This window comes from Sulfurimonas sp. (assembly GCF_023229105.1).
In the GTDB taxonomy this organism is placed as follows: Bacteria; Campylobacterota; Campylobacteria; order Campylobacterales; family Sulfurimonadaceae; genus Sulfurimonas.
The window spans coordinates 1-3504 of sequence record NZ_JALNZY010000121.1 but is presented as its reverse complement, the minus strand read 5'-3'; the positions used below and the strand labels follow the sequence as shown (position 1 = coordinate 3504).

The window sequence follows — 3504 nt, the reverse complement described above, 5'->3', positions numbered from 1 at the left end:
TTCCTTATAAATAATGCTGTTAATTATAATTCACTAAAATACCCTATAAAAGAGTACATAAAGATAAAAAACGGATGGATAAAATCATAATTTATAAAAAATATAAAATTCTAATGCTGCTTTTGATTTTAATAATAAATAGCGGCTGTTCTCAAAAAGTAAAGATTCGCTCTCTTGAACCGGCTGAAATAAATCGTACTTCTACAGCGAAGAAAGTAACGGTCATGGAGTTTAAAAATGACAGAATCGGACTCTCAGACAAGATAGAAGCAAAACTCTCAAACAAAAAAATTGATAATAAAAATTACTTTACAATGATAAATAGAAAAGATTTTAACAAAATCGTAGAGGAGCAAAAAATTCAAAATAGCGGTCTTGTTGATGTCTCTACAGTAGTTGAAGTGGGCAATCTCATCGGTGCCGAGGCGATAGTATCTGGAAATGTGGGGCGCGCCACTTCAAATGATACGCATTTTTTGGAATCAAGAATATCCTGTGCCGATAAAAAATGTAAAACTTTTAAAATATATAAAGTAAGGTGCACAAAAAGAGTTGTTGGTCTCTCTGCAGAGATTCGCATGGTTGATGTGACAAAAGGGGATATTATCTATGCTGATACTATGCACAAAACCTCGGAGTGGAAGCACTGCATAGATGATTCACACTCTCTTCCCTCAAAGGAGATAGCAGCACAAAAACTCGCAGATACAATCGCTGAGAGTTTTACAAGCAAACTAACGCCCCATTACCGCTTTTTTGAAGTGTACTTGCTTGAAAAACCCGACATTGACTATAATAATAGAGATGAGAAGCTGCTAAAAGTATCTTTGGAGTATATAAAACAAAATAGACTTGATAAAGCAGAGAGATTTCTTATAGATTTAGTAGATGCCACGCAGCAAAAAAGTTATGTTCCTTTTTACAACCTCGGGGTTATAAAAGAGGCTCAGGGTGCTTACAAGGAGGCGCAAAAATATTACGAGATAGCGGATGATTTGGTAGTTGAGCCAGTAGAGGAGATTAGCAGTGCCTATGTTAGGATTCAAAATCTCATCCAAAAAAGCGACATGGCAAACGAACAGATAGTGCGCTAAATGGGAGAGATAATGAGAAATTTTTTTATACTGTTTTTAGTAGCAGCTTCTTTTTTGTTTTTTGGTTGCGCCTCTAAAGATGTAGCATTGGTGCAAAAAAAAGAGCTTCCATCGTGGTACCTTAATCCTCCAAAAACAACACAAACTACACTTTATGCGGTAGGTGAAGCCAAAAGCAGAGATGCGGCAATTCAAGATGCTTTAAGCATGATGGCATCAACGCTTAGTGTCTCTATAGCATCTCAGTTTCACTCAAAAGAGATTGTTCAAGAGGGAGCTAAAAACAGCTACCAAACAACCATCTCAAATGAAATTCAGAGTGATGTTAAAAAGATTCGCATAAGCAGTTATGAGCTTATTGAAGCGAAAGAGGTTGGTTTTAGAAGATATATTGTTTTAGTAAAATCAGACAAGAGAAAACTTTTTGAGAGTCTGAAAAATGAGCTGGATCAAAAATTTGCGCTTATAGATGAAAAACTACTCTCTCTTGATATGCATCATGCTATAAAACAACTCAATATATACAAAAAATTGCAGCAAGAGATAGGAGATGTGCCAAACACGCTTATTGTTATGAATGTTTTAGAAGCAAGCTTTGATGCAAATAAATATATCTATAAAGCAGCAGAGTTGCAGAGTAAAAAAGAGAAACTCCTCTCTCTTATTACTTTTAGCATAGAGGCTGATAATAATTCAAAAAATTTACAAGCTCCAATCAGGGCAGCTTTGAGTGCAAAAAAGTTTCAAATGAAAAAAAATGATGGCAAATATCATTTTAACATCTCTGTGTCTTCAGATATCCAAAAGGCTTCTTCATATGGATTTACGCTTGCTCGCAGCGCTATAGAGATTCTTGTCAAAGACCATAAAAACTCTATAGTTGGGAGCAATAAAATCAATCTAATCGGGCAATCAACGCAAGGATACGAGGTAGCAAAACAGAGCCTTAGTATTAAACTAGATACTATGATTAAAAAAGAGGGAATCGGCAAGGTTATCGGCTTAGAGTTATAATTTTTTGACTAAGTGTTAACACCCTTTTGCTATACTTTTGGCTGATAAAAATAGAGATTTTAATAATAAGGTTTATGATTCATGATTTCTAAAATAGAGATGATTAAAAAAGAGGTTTCTAAGGTAGTTGTCGGACAGGAGAAGATGATTGATTCTCTTCTTATTGCACTCTTATGCGAGGGGCATATCCTTATAGAGGGCGTTCCGGGACTTGCAAAAACTACGACTGTAAATGCACTTGCAAAAAGTTTAGGACTTAATTTTAAGCGTGCGCAATTTACTCCAGACCTACTTCCCTCAGATATACTCGGCGCGGAGATATATGACCCCCAAAATAACAGTTTTAAGATAAAAAAAGGTCCAATCTTTACAAACCTTCTTTTAGCCGATGAGATAAATCGTGCACCGGCTAAAGTTCAGTCCGCCTTGCTTGAGGTTATGCAGGAGAAGCAGGTTACTTTAGGTGATGCTACATTTAAATTAGAGCCGCCGTTTTTTGTTATGGCTACTCAAAATCCGGTTGAGCAAGAGGGGGTTTATCAACTTCCCGAAGCTCAACTTGATAGATTTATGCTAAAGCTGGTAGTTGACTACAACACAAAAGCTGAGGAGCTAGAAATTGCAAGAAGAATCTCAAGCGGAAATTTCCAAGAGATAAAAAGTGTAATAACTCACGAGGATTTAGAGGAGTTAAAGGCCGCAGTAAAAAATATACATGTGGACCCAGAGGTCGAAGAGTACATGATAGAGCTTGTCAGTGCTACTAGAAACCCAAGCGAGTATGGACTTGATGATATAAAAGATTATATTCAGTTTGGAGCATCCCCGCGCGTAAGTATCGATATGTTCAAAGCCGTAAAAGCCATGGCTTTTATGAGAGGCAAGGACTTTGTAACGCCTGTTGATGTTGCTTTTATAGCAAAAGAGCTGATGCGTCACCGCATTGTTCTTACTTATGAAGCAGAAGCCGAGGGTATTACAACGGATGAGATTATCAAAAAAGTGCTCCAAACCGTAGCAATTCCGTAAGTTTGGCGTAGAAGTATGGGTAAACTACAAAAAATCTTGGTTCGTGCCAGACGACAAGTTTTTAGTGAAATGGTTGGAAATAATCCCTCAATCTTTCACGGGGAAGGGTATGACTTTATTGAGTTAAGAGAGTATATGCCCGGGGATGATATTCGCCATATTGACTGGAATATTACGGCTAAGATGCAGCGTCCATTTATTAAGATATTCCGCGAGGAGAGGGAGCTAAATGTAGTTATTGTCTCTGTTTTAAACGGAAGTGTGCATTTTGGCTCTAAAAAATTTAAGCAGGAGAGTATTGCTGAAATAGCGGCTCTTTTAGGATTCTCAACTCTTAAAAATGGCGATTTATTAAGTTCATATATTT

Annotated in this window: 4 protein-coding genes; all 4 read left to right on the top strand. The window is 36.8% G+C overall.

The window, feature by feature from the left end; genetic code table 11:
• Positions 1-74 precede the first annotated feature (74 nt).
• Entirely contained in the window at positions 75-1094 is a 1020-nt protein-coding gene (locus M0Q17_RS10965) for a CsgG/HfaB family protein (protein ID WP_295086787.1), read from the top strand.
• Positions 1095-1106: 12 nt separating this feature from the next.
• A complete protein-coding gene (locus M0Q17_RS10960) occupies positions 1107-2108 on the top strand; it encodes an LPP20 family lipoprotein (RefSeq protein WP_295086784.1) in 1002 nt (333 codons plus the stop codon).
• 81 nt (positions 2109-2189) lie between these two features.
• Positions 2190-3137 (top strand): MoxR family ATPase, encoded by a 948-nt coding sequence (locus tag M0Q17_RS10955; protein ID WP_295086782.1) that lies wholly within the window; start codon positions 2190-2192, stop codon positions 3135-3137.
• A 15-nt stretch (positions 3138-3152) separates the two neighbouring features.
• Positions 3153-3504 (top strand): DUF58 domain-containing protein (locus M0Q17_RS10950; RefSeq protein ID WP_295086780.1); only part of this gene is annotated, 352 nt, incomplete at its 3' end.